Origin of the sequence: Paenibacillus sp. GCM10012306 (assembly GCF_042649265.1) — a bacterium.
GTDB lineage: Bacteria > Bacillota > Bacilli > Paenibacillales > Paenibacillaceae > Paenibacillus_AQ.
In genome coordinates this window covers 184,231-205,478 of the sequence record NZ_JBHRYW010000010.1, presented here as the reverse complement: position 1 = coordinate 205,478, position 21,248 = coordinate 184,231, and the positions used below count along the sequence as shown (strand labels likewise).

Annotated in this window: 14 protein-coding genes and 1 riboswitch; all 14 genes read left to right on the top strand. The window is 38.6% G+C overall.

Going from position 1 to position 21,248, the window contains the following annotated elements; all coding sequences use genetic code 11:
* Positions 1-15 precede the first annotated feature (15 nt).
* Positions 16-222: a hypothetical protein gene (locus ACFORK_RS21330; RefSeq protein WP_379202758.1), complete on the top strand. Its 207-nt coding sequence runs from the start codon at positions 16-18 to the stop codon at positions 220-222.
* Entirely contained in the window at positions 219-6,227 is a 6,009-nt protein-coding gene (locus ACFORK_RS21325; protein ID WP_379202756.1) for a phage tail tape measure protein, read from the top strand. Before ACFORK_RS21330 ends, ACFORK_RS21325 begins: the two co-directional genes overlap by 4 nt.
* 53 nt (positions 6,228-6,280) lie before the next feature.
* Positions 6,281-7,054 (top strand): phage tail domain-containing protein, encoded by a 774-nt coding sequence (locus ACFORK_RS21320; RefSeq protein ID WP_379202754.1) that lies wholly within the window; start codon positions 6,281-6,283, stop codon positions 7,052-7,054.
* A gap of 11 nt (positions 7,055-7,065) precedes the next feature.
* Positions 7,066-9,813: a phage tail spike protein gene (locus ACFORK_RS21315; protein ID WP_379202752.1), complete on the top strand. Its 2,748-nt coding sequence runs from the start codon at positions 7,066-7,068 to the stop codon at positions 9,811-9,813.
* Between the two features lie 542 nt (positions 9,814-10,355).
* The gene (locus tag ACFORK_RS21310) at positions 10,356-12,221 is read left to right on the top strand and encodes a hypothetical protein (protein WP_379202750.1); all 1,866 of its coding nucleotides are present in this window, start codon (positions 10,356-10,358) and stop codon (positions 12,219-12,221) included.
* A 22-nt stretch (positions 12,222-12,243) separates the two neighbouring features.
* Positions 12,244-13,482 carry a hypothetical protein gene (locus tag ACFORK_RS21305; protein WP_379202748.1) on the top strand — a complete coding sequence of 413 codons (1,239 nt, stop codon included), beginning with the start codon at positions 12,244-12,246 and terminating at the stop codon, positions 13,480-13,482.
* A gap of 194 nt (positions 13,483-13,676) precedes the next feature.
* Positions 13,677-15,365, top strand: a complete 1,689-nt coding sequence (locus ACFORK_RS21300) for a hypothetical protein (protein WP_379202746.1) — start codon at positions 13,677-13,679, stop codon at positions 15,363-15,365.
* A gap of 22 nt (positions 15,366-15,387) precedes the next feature.
* Positions 15,388-15,846, top strand: coding sequence for a hypothetical protein (locus ACFORK_RS21295; RefSeq protein ID WP_379202744.1), 459 nt, complete (start codon positions 15,388-15,390; stop codon positions 15,844-15,846).
* A gap of 56 nt (positions 15,847-15,902) precedes the next feature.
* On the top strand, positions 15,903-16,031 hold the full coding sequence (locus ACFORK_RS21290; protein ID WP_379202742.1) for a CD1375 family protein: 129 nt from the start codon (positions 15,903-15,905) through the stop codon (positions 16,029-16,031).
* Positions 16,032-16,417: 386 nt separating this feature from the next.
* Positions 16,418-17,704: a hypothetical protein gene (locus ACFORK_RS21285; protein ID WP_379202740.1), complete on the top strand. Its 1,287-nt coding sequence runs from the start codon at positions 16,418-16,420 to the stop codon at positions 17,702-17,704.
* A gap of 91 nt (positions 17,705-17,795) precedes the next feature.
* Positions 17,796-17,957, top strand: coding sequence for a hypothetical protein (locus ACFORK_RS21280; protein WP_379202738.1), 162 nt, complete (start codon positions 17,796-17,798; stop codon positions 17,955-17,957).
* 51 nt (positions 17,958-18,008) lie between these two features.
* A complete protein-coding gene (locus ACFORK_RS21275) occupies positions 18,009-18,494 on the top strand; it encodes a phage holin family protein (protein ID WP_379202736.1) in 486 nt (161 codons plus the stop codon).
* 94 nt (positions 18,495-18,588) lie between these two features.
* Positions 18,589-19,449 (top strand): peptidoglycan recognition protein family protein, encoded by an 861-nt coding sequence (locus ACFORK_RS21270; RefSeq protein ID WP_379202734.1) that lies wholly within the window; start codon positions 18,589-18,591, stop codon positions 19,447-19,449.
* Between the two features lie 602 nt (positions 19,450-20,051).
* Positions 20,052-20,182: riboswitch (SAM riboswitch) on the top strand.
* Between the two features lie 113 nt (positions 20,183-20,295).
* Positions 20,296-21,213, top strand: coding sequence for a homoserine O-acetyltransferase MetA (gene metA / locus ACFORK_RS21265; RefSeq protein WP_379202732.1), 918 nt, complete (start codon positions 20,296-20,298; stop codon positions 21,211-21,213).
* The last annotated feature ends 35 nt before the right edge of the window (positions 21,214-21,248 follow it).

Below are 21,248 nucleotides of genomic sequence, written 5' to 3'. Positions count from 1 at the left end.
GAGGATGTGAATGTAATGGCAGATGGGCGATTAGCATTAAAAATACAGGAGAGCTTAGACTTAAACGCCAGTTCGAAAGCTATAAATGAAGTGATAATAGCATTAAGTGAATATCCTTCTTTGAAAAAAATAAATAAGATAAATATCAATCAGACGCTAATTAATTTACTGAATAATGAATTAAAAAGTGCAGTGAGTGATAGAAGGGAGGAGAGATATTGAGTATCCCAATTAAGAGTTTACTTAATTTTGTTGGTGTGGATATTAAGGAAGATTTTATTGCTAAGCAATTAAAAGAAGGAATTACATATGTTAATGAGCTAAATAAGTCCCTTACAAAATTGTCTACAGTTTATATGAAAGGGCAAAGTGAAATCCAACAGTACGCCTCTAAATTTAGCAATCTAGGTATGGTGATGGGCATCACAACCAGTGAAATTGCAAAAGGAGCAGTCGAATTAGCAAATCAAGGCTTCAATGAAGAGCAGATGTTTAGCCGATTGGAATCGGCAGCGAAATTTGCTGCAATCAATAATCTTGAATTTAGTACAAGCGCACAGACTCTTAATGATACTGTCAGTTCAATGAATGTAGATCTTGATCGGGCAGCGGACGTATTTAGTTATCTAGGCGATGCTACAGCTGCAGGAGCAGATGACATTGGGAAGGCCATGCAGAGTGTTGGGGGGACAGCACGAGCAGTCGGCATTGAATTTGAAAAGGTATCCTCATGGGTAGCTACATTATCGTCAAACACACAAGAATCTGCAGATGCTGTTGGTAACTCGATCAAGAATATCCTCGAACGAATGCAATCTTTCAAAGAAACTGGCCTTAATTCGACAGACGGCACAACAATAAACGATGTAGCAAAGGCGTTAGCAGAAATTGGGGTTGCATTCGAAAACGAAGGGGGGAATGTTCGGAATTTTGGTACAATACTTGATGAAATTGGCCTTAGATGGGATTCTATTAGCTCAAAGCAACAGGCTTATATTGCAACCACATTAGCAGGTTCCAATCAAAGTGCACAATTCGCAAGTTTGATGCAGAATTATGGTCAATCCGTCGATCTTTACAAAGGTTCACTAGATAGTGCTGGTATATCAACAGAGAAGTTCGGACTATATCAGCAAGGAACAGAAGCTCATATAAACACAATGAAGGCTGCACTTGAGGGATTGTGGAGCAGTATGTTTAAATCTGAAGATATTCGCAACGTAATTGATCTAATGACAGGTTTAGTTAATACTCTTAATCAAGTGGCCAATACCTTTGGTGGATTGCAAACAAGTGTTGGCGTAGCAACTACTGCTTTTTTATTTTTTAAACGGGCTACTCTTGCTACTAAAGTTGACAAATTATTCGAAAGTCTGGCTACTGCCGGTTTAGAGATGAGATCATTAACAATATTTTCTGAATTGTACACTAGATCTGCCACTTCTGCAAAATTGGCAACTTTAGGTCTGCAAACGGTACTTAGCGTGGGCTTCGTTGCCGTAATTACATTAGCAACGGTGGCAATCTCCAAATTAATTGCTGCCCATCAACAAGCCAAAGAAGAGCAGAAAGCTTTCGCTGAGCAGCAACAACACATTGCGAACTCTTGGTCTACCCAGTCTGCTAAGATAAACGCACTGGTTGGCGAGTATGAAAGGTTAAACCAACTCACACAAAATGGTATGGTATTTGCAGATGTTGAGCAAGAAAATAATTATCGCCAAATTGTTGAAGAATTAGCGACACTTATGCCTAACCTTGTAGAATCTATTGATGATAAAGGGAATAAACATCTAAAAAATGCTGACGCCATCAAAGAAGAGTTAATATACGCAGAAGAATTAGCGAAGCTTAATCAAAATCAAAAAGTCCTTGATGCCGAAAGTACGTTTAAGGAAAAGATAGATGAAGTTGAGAAATACGAAAAACAAATATCAGATTTGCAAGGTAAGATGGCACTCGGCGGTAATGTAATGGGCACAACGTTTAATCTATTTAACGAGTCTCAGTTGAATCAGATGGAAACAAAGATGTTGACATTACAGCAGAAGGTGGCAACCGCTTCTAACGCTCTAAGAGCAGATTTGGGCTCAATAGTTCAGAATATGCTTTCTCTCAATAAAGTCAAGATGGATGATGGTCTCACAAAACAAATTGATAAGATTACATCAAATCTGAGTCTCGAAGGATTGTCCCCCAAAGAGATAAATGATAAGGCTACTGTCATCGCTAGCTTAGCTACTAAACTAAATGGTCTCCAGATTAGCACTGATGAATCGGTTATTGAGCGAACAAAAGATGAAATAAAAGTATTAGGTACTGAACTCGGGTTAACAGATAATCGAATTAATCTATTTATTGCATCCATACTTGACGCGAAAGAAGCTTTGAAGCAACAAGCTAGTGTATTAGAGCCAATCGTCGATCGCTCTAAAGATGTTGAACAAGCAATGGCCGATTTGTCAAATGGTTTTACACAGGCAGTAGATAATGTGAGTCCACTTAATGCTGCCATCCAAAAACTCAAGCAAGGAAAAAGTTTAACAGCCGATGAAATTGCGAATCTTATGCAAAAAGTGGATGGCTTTAGCGAGGCAGTATCAAATGAAAATGGAGTTTTAAAGGTCAATGAAGCGGCTGTAATAAAACTCAGAGATGGTCATATACAAAGTTTTAAAGATATTCTCAAAGCAAAAGAAAGTCAAGTTGCAGGACTTGAAAAGGAAACAATTAAGGATCTTAAAAATTATGGTATACAGATCGAAGGAATTAAAAACGTAGCGCAAGCAATGGAAGCCCTCGCAAGTAAAAGAGAAGAAGTAGATAGAGATATTCGTACTGTTATGCGAGATCCTGAGGCCACGGACGAAACTAGAAGCTATTTAGCTGAAAAACAGCATGATAAGGCGGGTATCATAGCAGCTCAAAATACTTTGCAAATGATTGAAAAAGCTAAAGCGCAGAATGATAAATTAAAAAATTTATACTACGCAATGCTAACATCAGCGGGGAAAACGACAGATGCTAATGATAAACTTAAAAGCTCTAATGATAAACTTAAGGATTCTAATGATAAGCTTAATGATTCTTACACTGAAACTGTTGAAGTTCTAACCCAAGTTCAAGAGAAACTAAAAGAACTCCAAAAACAGCAAGATATAGAAGAAAGTCGTCGCAAAAGGATGCAAAAAAGCTCCAAAGAATACCAAGATTCAATTCGAGAGAGCATAAGACTAAAACAAGAAGAATTAAAATTAGTAGAGAATGCTGATCCGTCAGAGTTAGTTGCAAAAAAGGTTACGAGAACCGTCAATAATTCGGATACTACTTCTAATTCATCAGCCTCAACAGGGAATCAAGCTGGAACCAGTACATCTAACGCTTCATTAAATAAAATGTTTTCTGCTTTTTCTGGACTAGAAGGTAAATTTAAATATAGTCAAGATAAGTCTGGTGGAACGTATGGAGAGTTTGTTAAAGATGCTATTTCGGACTGTTCTCTATTTGTGCAACAAATGTTCAAGCAATTTATGGGGATTGACTTAGGCAGAGATACATCTGCTCAATTTAAAAAAGGAAAAACGATAAATAAAATAGAAGATTTACAGCCTGGTGACTTGGTTTTCTTTGATACCAATCCTAATAAAGCTAATGGACATGTTGGTATTTATAAAGGTAATGGTAAATTTGAACATGTTGGCCAAAAAACTGGATTGAGCGAACAGGATATTAATAATCCTTATTGGTCTAAAAGCTTCACTTCGGGCAAACGTGTTCTGAGTGATGATGTGCAATCCACATCAACCCCCACTTCTTCAAGTAATTCTAACGGAAAAACAACTGATAATAATGGTAAAATAGAAGCCCTAACACCAGAAGAATATAAGAAATCTGCTGAACAAAAAGAGAAAGATATTGAGCGACTTAAGAATGAGGGTTTTGATAGCGTAGAGGATTTATTAAGATCCATACAGTACAACGCTGACATCGCAGTCGAAGAACTAGAACGTTTAATCACTGCTTCTAAAAAAAGGCAAGAAAAGCTGGATCCTACTAGTGAAGAATTTAAAAAAGAAAATAAATATCAGGTTAATATCCAAAGTGGTATTCAAAAAATTAAAAATCAAGAAGCATTAGATTTAGACAAAGAAATTAAACGCTATGGAGTTAAATCAGATGATTGGCAAAAGTTAATTAAACAACTTCAGACTGAACGCTCAGACATTCAATCCGAAAAGTACAAGACACTTGTTGATAATCTTAATATTGATATTGATGCAACCAAAGAACATATTGATGAGATGGACAAACTAATTCAACAATCTCAAAAAAAAATGGCTCAATATGCTGAAGGGACACCCGAGTATAATAAAGAACTGAATTATCAGATTGAACTCAAGAAGAAACAAAAGAAAGAAAATGATGATCTAATAGTTTCTATTGAAAATCTGATGAAAAGTGAAAACTTAGACGCGGCAACTAAAAAGAATCTTAAAGCAATTCTTGATGATTTAAATCTTAAAGATTATACGGGAGATGTCAAAAATTTAAATGCAGAGCTGATAAAGTCTAAAGCTAAACCACTTGAGGATCGACTCGACAACTTGAATTATCAATATGATATTTCATCTACAAAGTTGAACGCGATGAGAGAAGGAACTGCTGAGTATAATGCAGAGATGAAAAATCAGATTGCTATTATTAAGCAATCCAAAGAAGAAATCAAAAAGTTATTTGAATATTATTCTTCTCAAGCAAATAACCAAGAACTACTCCCTACTGATCGAGAAGAATATCGTAAAAAAGCAGAAGACATGGTTAAGCAGGGAATAGACCAAGAAGACAAGCTGAAGTCTATCAGAGAAAAATATGCAGATAATGTAATTGAAAAGTACAAGAGGGTGCTTCAAGAGCAGCAAAAGCTTAGAAATGCTGCTTTTGACAAAGAAAAAGAAGCTGAAGATGCTAGACATAAAACACGGATTGAGAATTTAGATAAGGAAATGTCTAGATTTGAGGAAGTTATCAATGCTCAAATCAAGTTGATGGACACTCAAGACACTACGGATGATTTTAACGAAGAGTTAAATAAGAAAATAGCATCTCGTGCTAAACTGCAAACTAGGTTAGACGAGCTTTCCAAAGATGACTCTATAGAGGGTCGGGCTAATACTAAAGAATTACAAGAACAAATTGCAACTCAAACAGAAGAAATTGAACGTTTTAAACTTGAACGCGAAAGAACTCTTCGTAAAGACAATCTACAAAAGCAGTTGGAAGACAAGAGGAAAACTGTAGATACCGAAAAAGAAATTGAAAACGATAAGAATACAAACATTATTAAGAATTTGGAATATTTAAAAAAACAGAATGATGAGTATTATGACGGTTTATTGAATGATGAAGAGAATTTTTTCAAAATGAAGCAGAATCTCATGAGCGAAGATACGATCCTGATTCAGGGTGAATTGGATAAGATTAAACTTGCTTACGATCAATTCTTTAAAGAATTAGAACAAAACTCTGCAGGCTATGCTGAGAAGATGAAAGCAAACTTAAAATACTCTATCGATCTAGACAGTAAGTACTCGGAAAGTTTTCCAATAGACAATAAACCAAGTTCTTCTGGTGAAACAGGCAATGTAGTTGTACAACCTGAGACCAACACACCTTTAGAATCAATGAGAAATCGGAATGCTGCCTGGGCTGAGTATCTGGAAAACAAAGTAAAAGCAGAAAAATTACTTGGAGAAATGAAAGGGCTTGGGAAGAATTCATCTGAATACAGTGCAAAGCAAAAGGAATTACAAGAATTAAATGATAAAAATCAAGAATATCGTGACAGATATGGATTTCAGGATGGTACTTCTGATCAATTAAAGAAAAAGGTGTTCTCTGCCGAAACAGGTGGGATGACCCCTGCAAGTATGCCCACAGAAGGTAAATTTCTTTTGGCTCACGAAAAGGAACTTGTCTTGAATGAGTCTGACACATCCAGATTATTGGATACTGTCAATGTTGTTAGAGATATTTTTGCAGGATCTAAAGTTAATCTAAGCAATTTACTGTCTTCAATAATTAGACCATTTTCTCCCGCGCCAAGCGCTGTTGTTTCTTCGGGAGGAATAAATGTTAATGTGACGATTGAAAAAATGGTTGGCGATGAGACAGGTGCGAAGAAATTCTTTGACATCGTTCAGCAAAATTTAAAACGAGGAATTAAATAAATGAAAGGTGAGATTTCATATCTCACCTTTTTATATTTTTAGGTGGTGAAGAATTGCCAATAAGGGATAGCTTATATTTTATATACGATGGAATTGAAAGTTTGGATATGGGTATCGTTAATGTCAATATGGAAACAGGAATGTTGGAAGAGAATTTTCTGCCTGAACAAACAATTAATGAAACGACGATTAGAGGAAATGATACTCCATATTTTATTGAACAAAAGAAAACCCCATTTAAAGTTAATCTAACATTTGCATTTGTTGATAACTTTGATGAAGGGAAATTAGAAGAAGTCTATCGGTGGCTTGGAAAGCAAACGTATTATAAACCTATGGTTTTGTCGAATGATTGGAATAAAGTGTATTACCTTTTATATACTGGGGAGCCGAGACTCTTGCACAACTCTCTTAAAGAAGGATATGTGACTATCGAAATGAGAAGTATTAGTCCTTATACCTATTCTCCGGTATATCAACCTGAATGGTTAGACTGCTCATCAAATAATGCAAATGGTATGGAATTTGTGGTGGAGAATAAAGGTGGATTGATTTGTAAACCTCAGATTAAGATCCAGAAAATAGGCGATGGAGAAATTAGTATTGTTAATGAGTCAAACAGAGGGAAGACATTCCGAGTTGTCAATCTAGTTAATAATGAAACTATTGACATTGACTGTGAGAAAGAAGATATAGTTTCAGATATTTCGTTAAATTATCATTTTGACGACACTTATGGAGCGTTCCCTTCGTTTGTGACTGGATATAACTATTTAAGGATATATGGAAAATGTAAGATTCAATGGAGATACCAGTTTGTAAATTAGGGGCTGAAGATTTGATCGAACAAATAAATACAGAGATTATTAAACCAAAACTCTTTTTGTGCAGACCAGATAAGAAGACTATTGCAAGACTTCCCGAAGTACATAATAACATTACTCAAAAAATCTACAATGGATCATTAAATGAATTGAGCTTTAAAATACCGCTAATGTTAACTGAGTTAGATGGTTTAGTTAAAAATAAACATATTGATCTTTTGAAAGAACATTATCTTATAAGATTTGAAAAAGGAAATTATAAAGAATATTATGTGATTGATAAAATTCCGAAAGCGTCCAATGAAGATGACAGCGTAACTGTTGAATGCCTCAGTTATGGCTATAGTCTAGCTTCCAAATTGATAAAAAATTATAATGTGGAATCCTATACTTTAAGTCAAATACTTTCTGATCTGCTAAAGCAAACCGTATGGAAAATTGGTTATGTAGATGCTTCGTTTGATTTGAAATATAGAGCCATTAGTTTTACAGGTAATGTTCTTGAAGGCATTCAACAAGCCGCCGACAAATTTAACGCTTTAATTGTTTGGGACACCATTAATCAAAAAATACATTTCTATAATCCAAATAACTACGGAAAAAACAAAGGATTCACAACTAAATTTGGAATGTTGATGCAGAGTCTAAATCATGAATTAAACTTTGATGAATTTTGCACTAGGCTTAAGCTATTTGGTAAAGAGGGAATCTCTATTCAATCGGTAAACCCTTTGGGAACAAACTTCATCCAGGATTTTTCCTATTTTATTTATCCATATCAAAAAGATAATTCGGGTAAGCTTATTAAGCATAGTGACTATATGAGTGATGATTTATGTGAAGCATTAATCAATTATAGTACTCTTTATGCTGCGAAACAGAATGAGTACACAGGTCTCCTAAATCAGATGACAAGTAGTCGCGCTATTCTTGATACCAAAGAAACTGAACTTAGTCAATTAAAGACGCAGCTTTATATTATTGATGATAATTTAGCAACAGCCAACGCCACAGGTGGTGACACAACGCAAATTAAAATTAATAAAACAAATATGGAGACACAAATTAAAAATAAGGATAATGAAATTAGTGCTACTAAAGCTCAGATTATCTCTATTCAATCTAGTATGGATATTTTGTCAAATTCATTGAAAATGGAAAATAACCTTACAGACAAACAGCTCACCGAATTGAATCCTTTCATTATTGAAAAGGAATTTAGCGATGATAACTATTCTGATGCTAAAACGCTACTAGCAGATGGGAAAATTGAATTTGATAAAATTAGAGAACCAAAGATTGTTGCAAAAGTATCTTTAGTTAATTTTTATGAGATTATGACGGAGAGTCATAACTGGGAGAAACTTAATATTGCGGACATTGTGACGGTTAAACATGAACGTCTGGGTATTGGCATTCAGGCAAATGTGTCTCAGATTGATTTTGATTATGAGAACAGCACAATTGATGTCACTGTTTCAAATGCGAGAGATTTATTGACCGACGAACAAAGATTCATGAAGAACTATTATAAGTCTATAAGTAGCTCAAACACTGTCGATATCAAAAGTAAGAGCTGGGATCGAGCCAAAGCAACCGCAGATGAAACTACAAAGTTACTGAATGAAACATGGGATGCAGTAAAGCATGATATTGTGGCGGGAGTAAACGAATCAGTAGAAATATCACGTAAAGGTATCATTATTAGAGATCCAAACGACCCCCAAAAACTGTTGGTTATGCAACATGGGCAAATAGCATTATCTCAGGATAACGGAAATACTTGGAGTACGGCCATTCTACCAGATCGAATTGTTGCTGAGCGTATTGCAGGTCGTCTGATTATGGGGAATAAGTTGTCTATAAGTGATGACGCTGGCACATTTACTGTAGAAGGGAATCTATTAACGATTAAAGATCCAGCAGGAAACATTCGGGTGCAGTTGGGTGGGTATAATCCTGGTATGTATGGTTTGAAGATTGTTAGTAGACAAGGGGATATTGTACTTAATGAGGATGGTATTGTACAAACAGACTCCATACAATTAGCAGATAATGTTGATAGTACACATGGATTAAAACTTAAATTCTATATTGATGATGGAATGATTAGCATTAGAAAGGTCGTACTTAACTTTAGTCTGGAGAGATTTAGAGCGTATAGTAAGGGTGCTTCTGCTGGAGGAGGTTCCATTACTACAACTCAGAATGGTAATGGGTACTCTATAGATGGAAATGGAGCTATCGTTCAGAATGGGCATTTGGTTGCTGGGGGAATGATAGTTAGCGGATTTTCTGTATCTGGGATGGCTCAGCCTTCTGGGGGAGGTACATATTATACAAGTAGTGAAGGCAGTCATAATCATGGTGGCTCCGCAGGTAGTCATAATCATGGAAACTCAGCTAATTTAAATTATGCGCCCCCAATATCTTCAGATGGTAGCCACAGCCATCAGACAACCATCCCTCCTCACAGTCACGATGTTTTAAGTCACTCTCATTTTATTGATCATACTCATACAATAAGTATTCCAGCTCATAGCCATGACATTAATTACGGCATTTATGAGAGTAGCTTCGCATCAGGTGTAAATATCTTTATTGATGGGGTTCATCGGAGCGGTGCATACTACGGGTCGGAAAATAGTGTGGATGTAACCCAATGGATCACCACTAAAGGGTGGCATACGATTGAGTTAACATCTACACAATTAGGAAGAATTAATGCGGGACTATACCTGAAGACTTTTGTTGGCTTCTAGAAAACACTACAGTTCCCAAGTTCCTACTGGGACTAGGACTGAGTAGAATTTAGGTTTAGTAGATAAGCTAAGATCCATATTCAATGCTCGACCAATTTCACCTCGAGGTAAATAGTTTAAATTGTGATAAGTGATTGGTTGAGCGTTTAATTTTGTGTTTTTACCGTGAAAAGGATTCGGTATGCACCTTAGTCTACAATGGAACGGCTTTTATCTTAAAGGGTGAAGGGGGTGAGGAAAATGAAGACACTGTCACTACTGACGATGTTTTGATACGTAAGACGTTCAACTCTGCCAGTAGTTCCAGCACTCAGGCCTACAAGCCATGGGTTTGTTATTAGAGGTTTATTGGAAGAATACTAGATGATGACGAGAGAACTGAATGGAATTCTTGGATATAAAAATAAACCACGTTTTCATTGGCGTGTTTTTTCATATCCATGCTTACCATGTGAAATTAGGCCATTTGTATAAATGGTTTTTTTGTTCCCCCACTCCGTTCTCACCATTGTATGAAAAAAATTAAAATAAGGAGTGAATAAATGTCGGCATTCGATTATCAAAATAGCACCATAACAAAATATCGCGTGGGAACAAGTTCTGACCCATATATAGATATAACAGAGTCTAAGAAAGTCTTCAATGGAGTGTTGCAGCTTAATGAAATCCCAGTTGCTTTAAACAAAGTTAGAATATCTGGTTATTTTGAAGTACCTACTTCTGAGAACAACAATCTAGCCGTTAATGAATATCGTGTTGATTATAACGAAGGTTTAGTATATTTCCATTCTTCCGCTGAAGGTAAGTCGTTAACTGCGATTTATAAAGGCAGAGGAAATCATTATGTTAGTTCTGCAAGAGTATGGACTGTAGAGCAAGATGGAAATGTAAAGCAAACACTAAAAGATTTTGTAGATAAAAGTAATGAAAAAATAATTGAAATTGATGGAAAAATTGCTGAATCTAAAATTGCTACGGATAAAGCTAATGCTGCTGCAACTAATGCCAATGATAAGGCAAACTTGGCGAACAATGCAGCTACAGCAGCAAATACTGCTACAGCCCAAGCAAACGCAGCAAGAGATGCGGCTAACAACGCTGCTACTAATGCTAACACAAAAGCTGATCTTGCAAATACTGCTGCTACTGCTGCTAATATTGCGAAGGCAAATGCCGATAATGCTGCGGCAGGTGCTATATTAGCAGCAAATACAGCCAATACAGCAACAGCGCAAGCTAATGCAGCAAGAGACGCGGCTAACGAGGCTAAGACTAATGCAGATACCGCTACTCGTGGTGCGAACACGGCAAGAGATGCTGCTAATTTGGCAGCTACTAATGCAAACACTGCTAAAACCAATGCAGATACAGCAGCTACTAATGCCAATACAGCAAGAGATAAGGCAAATCTAGCGGCTACTAATGCAGATACAAAAGCGCTATATGCTACACAACAGGGGGATTATGCTAAGAGTGCAGGGGATTCTTTAGTTCATAAGGGAGATTATAGTGCATCTACAGCTTATTTTGTTAGAAATCTAGTTTACTATAGCGGTTCTACATATATGTGTGTATTAAATACTACCGCGGGAACTGTTCCAACCAACACAACTTACTGGAGAAAAATTGTAGCATTTAACTGGAAAGGAATCTACTCAATTGCCACTACGTATCAATATGGTGATTTTGTTGTTGATTCTTCCAACCAAAAGCTATTTATGTGTGTTAAAGATGGGACATTAAATATTCCAATTACAACAGCTGCAAATTGGAATCTGATTGTGGATGTGTCTGAGTCTATTTCAAATGCTAACACAGCAACAACTAACGCAACTAACGCAGCAACTAATGCTAATACAGCAGCTACTAATGCGAACACAGCAAGAGATAAGGCAAATCTAGCGGCTACTAATGCGGATACCGCAAGAGACAATGCAAATATTGCTACTGGAAGTGCAAATGCAGCAAGAGATAAAGCTAATATAGCTGCGACCAACGCAGATGCTGCAACTACTAACGTAAATGCTGCTATTACTAATGCAAACAGTGTAGCAAGTAGAACTACATTCATGGGGGACTATAGTACAACAATAACATATTATCCAAATAACATTGTGGCTTATGGTGGATCGAGTTATATGTGTACTGTCCAAGCGTTGAATAAGATACCTACTAACACTGGATTTTGGAGACTTCTCGCTAAAAAAGGACAAGATGGAAATGGTTTTGGGACATTAACAGAAGATCAGTTCATATTGTCGAAGGATGAGCCTAATGTAGCTAATCCTTTTTTTTGGTTGGAAGACTTGTCTGATAGTGCTTTACAATATATCGGATTAATTATTGCCAATGCTTCTACGAAAAAGGGTGAAGCAGAAATATATTTTGAAGAAGATGAACAAAAATAATAAGTATCTTGGGGGCTATTGAATGACACAAAAAAATATACAAATGAAATACAATAACGGATCTGATTGGGATGAATTATTTCCAAAAACGAAATCGACATTAGTTACATTGAACAGTGGGAAAACTATCGAAGATCATGTGATGGATACCATTTCTCATATTACAGCTGCAGAAAGACTATCGTGGAACGCAAAAGTTACACAAGCTGATATTGATAGTGCTATTAAAAAACTAGTGGGTGCTGCTCCAGCTGTCCTGGATACATTAGAAGAAATCGCAATTGCATTGGGCAAAGACCCCAATTTTGCAGCTACTATTGCTACTCAATTAGCATCAAAAGTTGATAAAGTAGCAGGGAAAGATTTATCGGCTAATGATTTTACAAATACTCTAAAAACAAAATTAGATGGTATCACTGATGGGGCAACGAAAGTTCAATCAAGTACTAATGGTAAAATAAAAATAAATGGTGCCGATGTGGATGTTTATATTCATCCTATTGGAACGAACCCTCACGGAACAACAAAAGCTGATGTGGGACTTGGCAATGTAGAGAATAAAAGTTCGGCTACAATTCGTGCTGAATTAAGTACAACTGATGTAAATGCAGCTTTAGGGTTTATACCTACGAAGACAACCAGTGGTAATGATGCATCTAAACCAACTGCTACGGGAAGTAAAGCTATGTATATAGCTGTTGACACTGGTAAGATCTACCTCGACAATGCATCTGGTACGTGGCTGCTAGTCGGTGGTGGTGGTACTGTAAATTGGTCTAGCTTAACTGGTACACCAGTTACTTTGGCTGGATATGGTATCACAGATGCTACTCCTTTAAGTCACGTTGGTACGGGAGGAGCAACACATGCTACTGTAACAACTACAACAGCAGGATTTATGTCTGCCGCAGACAAGACGAAACTTGATGGTATAGCCACAAGTGCAAACAACTATGTTCATCCATCTGGTGACGGTAACTTGCATGTACCAGCGACAGGGACATCAAGCAATGCAAAAGTCCTGAAATCTGGTGCTACGGCAGGAAGTGCAGCTTGGGGTAATGTTGATTATTCTGAAGTAACGGGTAAGCCAACTACATTTGCTCCATCTGCGCATACTCATAACGCAACTGATGTAGTCGAAAGTTCAACTAAACGATTTACTACTGATGCAGAGAAGAGTATTTGGGGCGGTAAATCGAAAGTAACGGTTGGTACGGTTTCACCAACAGACGCTGATGTGTGGTTTCAAGAAGTATAATGGGAATAGTGAATTCAAAGGGGTATTAATTAATGACAGAAAAAAATATATTGATAAAAAAACATAATGGATTGGATTGGGATAACATTTATCCTGTAACGAAGGGAAACAACGTTGTCCTCACAAGCGGAGGTAGTGTTGAGGATAAAATCAAACAAATTGAAGGTGTAGTTACAACATCTAAAAATGGGTTAATGCTAGCTTCAGATAAATCTAAACTTGATGGGATTGCCGCTGGAGCAAACAACTATGTCCATCCGGCAACACATCCAGCATCTATCATCACACAGGATGCTTCAAATAGATTTGTCACTGACACAGAAAAATCAACTTGGAACGCTAAAGAGACTCCGGCTGGCGCACAGGAAAAAGCGAACGCAGCGGTTACAGCAGTAAAAGCTGACTATATCCGGCAGCCGGGATATGCAGCCACTAGTGGTACAGCTATAGCTTATAACGCGGCTCTAACTCCAGCGCCAACTTCAATACCGGATGGATTCGGTATTACTATTGTTCCGCACGTAGCCAATGGAGCTAACCCTACCCTAAGTGTTAACGGCCTTGCAGCAGTGCCTCTTAAAGATCAAAAAGGCGTAGCTTATGCAGCGGGTAAATTACTTGTTGGCAAGCCTTATACTTTCCGACGTGTGGGTACGGATTTTTTGGCAGATAGCGCGGGTGGCTCCGGTAATGCAGTAGCCGGGGATATTCGCGCGGGGAGAACAGCGGCTACTGATGCGGGAGATATCACAGGTACACTCCCGGTTCAAACGGGAGGTACGGTTACTCCGGGGGCCACAGCGGTTGTCAAGCCAGCCGGGATATATGATACAGCGATTGCTGTTGAGGCGGTAACTGTCCCAGCTGATAAGGTGCTAGAAGATACAACAATTGCCGGAACTAAAGGAACCATGAAGAACATGGCAGGAAGCACGGCGGCACTAACGGTGTCGGCAACAGCTGGACAGCTTTCTGCTATGATCCCTCTAGGTGCATACCAGACTAGAGGTGGACAGATCGCGGGTGCGTTAATCACTCACGCTGATGCTAACTTTCAAGCTGCTAACATCATGAGTGGTAAAACTGTATTGGGCATGAAAGGGACAGCGACAGCAGACGCGACAGCCACAGCCTCCGATATGCTAACGGGGAGATCAGCCTATGTTAATGGAGTTAACGTCGCTGGAACAATGCCAGAGATAACCTCTGCGGCAGATTCTCCCGAAGGTATTGGGATATGGCCTGATGGTGGCTTGGCTGTATACCCAAGGAAAGGCTATCGGAAGGGAGGCATGGGTGCGGGAGAAATAAAAGTATCTACAGCCCAATTACAGGGATTGCAGCCATCAATACATCCAAACAACATCTTAGGGGGCGCTTCTATTTTCGGAGTAGTCGGAGGGATCCCGAATAGAAGTGCGGAAAACCATCACATGCCAGCGCAACAATATACAGTGTGGCCGGGAGATACAACCTTCTTTCAGCCTCCACGGGGGTACTACAGTGGGGAGAGTTGGGTTGTTGCAGCAACACCACATCTTAGAACTGAAAATATCCGAGCTGGTTATAACATATTGGGTGTAGGTGGGAGCTTACAGCCTAAATACTACGCAAAGGGAACAACGTATGTTTCACAAAAAGATCTCGGTGTTTATGGTATTGGGTTCCGTCCGTTCGGTTTTGTCTTGTATATGGAACCTCCTTTGAGTCACTATTTTATTTTTTATTTTGCTTGTGGACGCGAATATCCATTTTCAGGTAATGGAACGGCTATGGGTGGTGGGTATGCAGCTGAACATTATCTTCATGATAACGGATTTTCAGCCACTAGTTATTACAGTCAATTTGGTGCAGGAACGTATACGTGGGAAGCTTGGGGATAAGAAGAGAGAAGGGAGAAGGGCAATGCAAATAGGACGCAGATTATATTATGAGTTGGCAACAGGTAACATCATTCAAGACACCGGAGAGAGATCCGGTGATGTTGTAGAGACAACACAAGAACAGGATTTTGCAGCTTACAGGGCACTAGCAGAGAGAACCCCGGAAACGGTAGGAGTGCTAGAGCTAGAATATGGTGAGTACCGCGAGGACTTTGCAAGGAGTAACGGATACCGATTCAATTTAAAGACATTGGAGATTGAGTTCAGCTATCCTGATCCTAACGAGACAGAGCAGCCGCAGGAGCCAGTATATGAAAAACCGCTAAGCGTACAAGTGGCTGATTTGTCACTAGATCTAGCAATGACTCAGGTTGCGCTTGCGGAAGCATACGAGGAGTTGCTATCATCTCGGACGGAGACCACGAGCCTACAGCTCGCGCTCGTTGACGTGTATGAGCAACTGTTAGAGATAAAAGCGTAAACGGAGCCACATTCCTATGGAGGTTCTTTTTTTATGCCCTGAAAGGGGGTGCGATAATGGTTACAGTATACGTATCTTTGATTATTAAGGAATATAAAACCTACGAGCAAGTTCCGGCTAGCTTGAAAGCTGCTGTGAAAGAAGAATTAGGAAAAATCGGTATGGTACTAACGGCAAGCCGCTGAAAGCAACTCCGGTTGTTTAGCACCACAAAAAGGTCTGACTTTTATGTTGCCCTCGGATCTCCGGGGGCTATTGAATAACGGATCTGATTGGGATGAATTATTTCCAAAAACTAAATCATTGCTACTCAATTAGCTTCAAAAGTTGATACAGTAGCAGCTAAGTATATAACTGTTGACACTGGTGAGATCTACCTCGACAATGCATCTGGTACATCGCTACTAGTCGGTGGTGGAGGTGCTTAACTAGTACACCAGTTACTTTGGCTCGATATGGTATCACAGATGCTACTCCTTTAAGTCATGTTCGGACGGTTTCACCAACAGACGCTGATGTGTGGTTTCAAGAAGTATAATAGCAAAAGTGAATTCGAAAGGGATGTTAATTAATGGCTGAGAAAAATGTATTGATAAAAAAACATAATGGATTGGATTGGGATAACATTTATCCTGTAACAAAAGGAAACAACGTTGTCCTCACAAGCGGAGGTAGTGTTGAGGATAAATTCAAACAAATTGAAGGTGGAGTTACAACATCTAAAAATGGGCTAATGTTAGCTTCGGATAAATCAAAACTCGATGGCATTGCCGCTGGTGCAAACAACTATACCCATCCAGCAACCCATCCAGCATCTATAATTTCTCAAGATACATCCAACCGTTTTGTTACTGATGCAGAAAAAACAACTTGGAATTCTAAAGCGTCGACTGCTGTTGCGACAACTGGAGCAAACGGTTTAATGAGTTCTGCTGATAAAGTAGCTTTAGCTAACAATACTGGTTTTGGTACTACTACTGGAACTCCAACTGCATATACTCTTGCCTTATCTCCTGCACCAACAGCTTTAGTTGCTGGATTACGTTTCAGTTTTGTAGCGCACACAGCAAGCGGTAGCAACCCAACGATTAACCCAAATGGTTTAGGTGCGAAGTCCATTTTGAAGCCAAATGGTTCCGCTGGAAAACTCTCTGCTCTTGGAGTGTACACAGTTATTTATAGTGGAACGTCTTTTATATTACAGGGTGAAGGGGGTGAGAATGAAGGAACCGCTAAAGCTGAGGATGTTTTAATCGGTAAGACCTTCCAAAGTGCTGAATCTCCGACTCTTAATGTAGGAGCCTTAGCGGATGGTTCGGGATTGACTTTACCCGGAGTAAATACGAACTCACAAGAAAAGTTCATTCGAGTGAGACCTAGCAGCATTGGTGGAAATACTAAGGGAGTCGTTGACCTAAACACAATGTTCGAAGTTAGCATACCAACTTTGTTGGCAAGCAATATCAAAGATGGTGTAATCATTGCCGGGGTTAGAGGTACGTATGTTGCTCCTCTAACAAGGCCGAGAGTATGGCGAGTGGATGACTTATACCGAGACGACGAAGTTGTCAGCTCGATAAACGCAATGGACTTTGGATTCACTGGTAGAATAAACGGTCAAACCGAAGACTTCATTATTAGATGGCAGGACGGTTCGGGTCGATGGAATGAAGTCCCACTTGATCAAGGGAATAACGATATCTATGCAATAAAAGCAGAGCAAGAGGGATTATTCATTCAGGGATATGACTGGAGATGGAAGTTAATTAACTGGTCAGGAAAACAACCAGGGACTCTAATTGCAGAAGTGAGAGGGGATTCTATGGTTTTCGTGAAGGGTGATTTTATAATCACATAAGTTGAGAATCACCAGCAAAATTGCATAAATTGCAGTGATGTATAAGACGTATTTTTACTGTGGATATTTCCACCGTTCTTCTGTATATTGAATGAGTAAACGAATAGTCCAAAACGAGGAATACTACGTACCAAGAAGTGAGAGAAAAGAATGGCTGCAATTGGTATGGTTGGTAAACTCCTTGTTCGTGGCGATGGAACAGGTTCCAGAGATTAGCCGTAAAGATGTTGAGAATCTATTGGAAAAGAAATAGAGATTACATAAGCGCCCCAAAAGGCGTTTTTATTTTGCCCTCATCTAAGCGGTGGGGGTTATTTTGATTTATGGGGATAATGAAATGGAAAATCTGTATAAAATTATTATCGGTGCATCTGCATCGGTAGTTACGTACTTTTTTGGCGGGTGGAGTGATGCACTTGCTCTCCTTGCCTTCTTATGTGTTTTGGATTACATGTTAGGTATTGCTGCAGCAGCATATGAAGGATATAAGTTCCCTGATGATCCAACCAAGGGTATCAATTCTAATCGAGGATTTTGGGGGATTTTCAAGAAATTCATGATGTTTAGTGTGATTGCTATCCTTTATCGTGTAGATCTTATGCTAGAACTTACAGGGACACTGGGTTTTATGGTAGGTGCTACTTCCTTTTACATTGGAAATGAATTGTTTAGTTTGGCCGAAAATTATGGGCGACTCGATCTACCAATGCCTAAACAAATGAGAAGTGTAATTTCTGTGTTGCGATCTAAAAGTGAAACTGTCGGCGAAAATGAGGATTTAAAACAATAAAAGAGACAATTCAGTGTAATACTCTGCTTAAGCATCAACAATATCGTCTCCTAGACAGTGTAGCATTGATTTACTAGAAAGGAAGATATCACAAATGAAACAACAAGGGAATTTTCTCCTAATGGAGAAATCGGAGTTTAAAGACTGGGTAGATAAACAAGTGGTAACTCGTAGCATAAAGAAACTTCAAGTACATCACACTGCATCCCCAAATTATACTACTAGAAAAATGATTAATGGTGTAGCTCAACAAGACCATTTTGTATGTCTTGAGGGAATGAGAACATCACATATAAAAGATAATGGATGGTCTGCTGCCGGTCAACATCTAACTATTTTTGAAGATGGTAAAATCGCATTAAGTCTAGACCGCGACTTAAATATTACACCAGCTGGAATTAAAGGCGCCAACACAGGTATGATCTGTATCGAGAGCATTGGCTATTTTGATAAAGGTGCAGACATTATGACTACTGCACAACGTGATGCAATTGTTCATGTTTATGCATGTCTGGCTGATAAGTTTAAAATTTCTATCAACACTGACAACATCGTGTATCATGCTTGGTTTACAGCCACAGGCGAACGGCTTAGCGACTACACTCCAGGAAAATCGAGTAAGACATGTCCTGGAACAGCATTTTTTGGTGACGGTAATACAATTGCGGCAGCTAATAAGGGTTTTATTCCTTCTATTAAAGCAGAACTAGTAAAGCTAAATATTAAATTAGAGCCAGTAGTCAATCCTCAACCTACACAATCAATAAAGGATGATAAAAAAGTGGATGCAATTAAAGCAATATCTACAAAAGATAATAGCATTGTGAATGGGCTACTTAAGGATGGTATTAGTTATGTTCCATCTAGTGTATTGAAAGAGAATGGATTTAAAGTGGCATGGGACAATGTAAATAAAAAATTGTATTATAGTCCACCAATTCAAATTCAAAATTGAATAAAAAAGGAAAATGAATATATTTTTAAAAATAGAATTGAATTCATAAAATAACCCCATTATAACTACAATATTGATTTATTGTATGTCATAATGGGGTTATTTTTTTATTTGTGGAGAGGGGATTCGCTACCTTCAAATTGATGTTAATTAAATTTAATTATGACAATGAAATTACAAGTGAGGGCAGCGGATAATGTGATTAGATCGTTGGGAAGCAGAACGGAATATTGATGGTAATAAAGAGGACATAGAGGTTAATAAAAGTAAAAATACATATGATTTTCAACCCATTCTGCAATTAGGCGAAACAAACATATATAAGCTGATATAGTCAGGCACGTTTAAATTATTTCTAGCTTAGATAAAAATTTAAGAATCGCTAAAGCCGAACTAATTTTTTATCTTGTCAAAATGAATAAATGATGTATAATACATAGCATATTACTTGATGATAATCCATTGAGAATATGCTTTTTTTATCTCTGATGGTGTCACAACTAAATTGGGGATGAAAAATTAAAACTGAATACGAATAATTGATCTTATAAGGTGATATTACAAGGTTTATTAACATTTAATGAGATCAATTAACAAGCAATTTCTTATCAAGAGCAGGTGGAGGGACTAGCCCGATGAAACCCGGCAACCGGCGTGAAAACGCACGGTGCTAATTCTTGCAGGAAACTTTGAAGCGGGCAGATGCCCGGTGAAGATTTCTGGCAGATGAGAGAGGCGCATATGTGAATAAATATGACCTTTCTCGTTCAGAGTGAGGTCTTTTTTGTTTACCCAATGTTAACAGCCGCCAAGCGGCATTCTATTATCAAGGAGTGAAGACGAGAAATGCCAATTAAGATTCCAGACAGTCTGCCGGCGAAAGAGATATTGTCGGGAGAAAATATTTTCATCATGGACGAGAGCGAGGCGTTTCATCAGGATATACGTCCCTTGCGCCTTGCCATTCTAAATTTAATGCCTACCAAAGAAACTACGGAAACTCAGTTGCTCCGTTTGATCGGTAACTCACCGCTTCAGGTGGACATTGTGCTGCTGCGTCCCCGTTCCCATACTTCGAAGAACACGTCGGCTGAGCATCTGAACAGCTTCTATACGACCTTCGATAAGATTAGCCACCGTCGATTTGACGGACTTATCGTGACTGGCGCTCCTGTGGAGCAGATGGATTTTGAAGATGTAACATACTGGGAAGAGCTGAAAGAGATTTTTGAATGGAGTAAAGATAATGTTACCTCCACTATGCATATCTGTTGGGCTGCACAAGCCGGTTTGTACCATCACTTCGGTGTGCGTAAGGAAGCATTGTCTGAGAAATGTTTTGGCGTATTCCCTCACACACTGAACCATAATAATGTAAAGCTGCTGCGCGGGTTCGATGAACTGTTCTATGTTCCGCACTCCCGGCACACGGATGTGTCCCGCGAAGATATCGAGCGTAATCCGGATCTGCAAATCCTGGCCGAATCAGAGGAAGCGGGCATCTATCTGGTGGCTACAAAGGATGGCCGACAAATCTTTGTCACCGGCCACTCTGAGTACGATCCGCTTTCCCTGAAGTGGGAGTATGATCGTGATGTCGCCAAGGGTATGGAAATGGCACTGCCGAAGAACTATTTTCCAAAAGATGATCCAAAGCGTACTCCGCCATCAACTTGGCGCGCCCATGCTAACTTATTGTTCTCTAATTGGCTCAATTACTATGTATACCAAGAAACACCCTATGATATTGGACCCATCATTTAAGTTATAGATGAGAATGCAGCAGTACACTTACTTAG

What these genes read in the sequence shown, in the direction of transcription:
- ACFORK_RS21310 (WP_379202750.1), top strand. Translation starts at nt 10,356, where the DNA reads ATGTCGGCATTCGATTATCAAAATAGCACCATAACAAAATATCGCGTG.
- ACFORK_RS21305 (WP_379202748.1), top strand. Translation starts at nt 12,244, where the DNA reads ATGACACAAAAAAATATACAAATGAAATACAATAACGGATCTGATTGG.
- ACFORK_RS21290 (WP_379202742.1), top strand. Translation starts at nt 15,903, where the DNA reads ATGGTTACAGTATACGTATCTTTGATTATTAAGGAATATAAAACCTAC.
- ACFORK_RS21270 (WP_379202734.1), top strand. Translation starts at nt 18,589, where the DNA reads ATGAAACAACAAGGGAATTTTCTCCTAATGGAGAAATCGGAGTTTAAA.
- ACFORK_RS21280 (WP_379202738.1), top strand. Translation starts at nt 17,796, where the DNA reads ATGAGTAAACGAATAGTCCAAAACGAGGAATACTACGTACCAAGAAGT.
- metA (WP_379202732.1), top strand. Translation starts at nt 20,296, where the DNA reads ATGCCAATTAAGATTCCAGACAGTCTGCCGGCGAAAGAGATATTGTCG.
- ACFORK_RS21285 (WP_379202740.1), top strand. Translation starts at nt 16,418, where the DNA reads ATGGCTGAGAAAAATGTATTGATAAAAAAACATAATGGATTGGATTGG.
- ACFORK_RS21295 (WP_379202744.1), top strand. Translation starts at nt 15,388, where the DNA reads ATGCAAATAGGACGCAGATTATATTATGAGTTGGCAACAGGTAACATC.
- ACFORK_RS21330 (WP_379202758.1), top strand. Translation starts at nt 16, where the DNA reads ATGGCAGATGGGCGATTAGCATTAAAAATACAGGAGAGCTTAGACTTA.
- ACFORK_RS21300 (WP_379202746.1), top strand. Translation starts at nt 13,677, where the DNA reads ATGCTAGCTTCAGATAAATCTAAACTTGATGGGATTGCCGCTGGAGCA.